The following is a 513-nucleotide window of genomic DNA, read 5'->3' on the forward strand; positions in this document are numbered from 1 at the left end:
ATTCCTTGCGGATGATGAGCTCGGTAACGTAGCGGTCGAACCAGGCGTCGGACATGACGTAGTAGCCGTCCTTGTCGGCGTCCTTGCCCCAGCTGTTCTCCACCTTCCAGCGGTTCGGCTTGCCGTCCTCGCCGAGGTTCACGCCGGTGAAGGTCATGGCGTGGTTGCTCGGGCTGTCGCCGTATTCGAGGCCGTGGGCCTTGTCGCCGGTGAATTCGGTGCCGAACAGCTGGTCGACGCGCACCACGGACTGGTCGAAGAAACCGTCCTTGCGCAGGGCGAACTGCGTGCAGTCGCAGGCGAACCAGATCGGGTGGCCGGCGGTGAGCTGGTCAAGCGCGGCCTTCTTGAACACGTCCAGCGGCACGTTGACGAATTCCATATCGCCAGCCTCGGCCACGTTCGCGCTGAAGCGGATGCGGTAGCGCTGGTTGAACGGGCGGTTCTTGAGCGGGGCGTTGGCCAGCGTCACGAAATCGTTGACGTCCACCGGCACGTACTTCTTGTAGAACT

At 63.0% G+C, this 513-nt stretch carries 1 protein-coding gene; it reads right to left on the reverse strand.

Features of this window, described 5'->3' with window-relative positions; genetic code table 11:
* The coding region (locus tag IE258_RS41010) for a C1 family peptidase (RefSeq protein ID WP_308434257.1) at positions 1–490 on the reverse strand (490 nt) is incomplete at its 3' end.
* Positions 491–513: the final 23 nt, after the last annotated feature.

The sequence above is a fragment of the Streptomyces tendae genome, assembly GCF_014650435.1.
Classification (GTDB): domain Bacteria; phylum Actinomycetota; class Actinomycetes; order Streptomycetales; family Streptomycetaceae; genus Streptomyces; species Streptomyces tendae.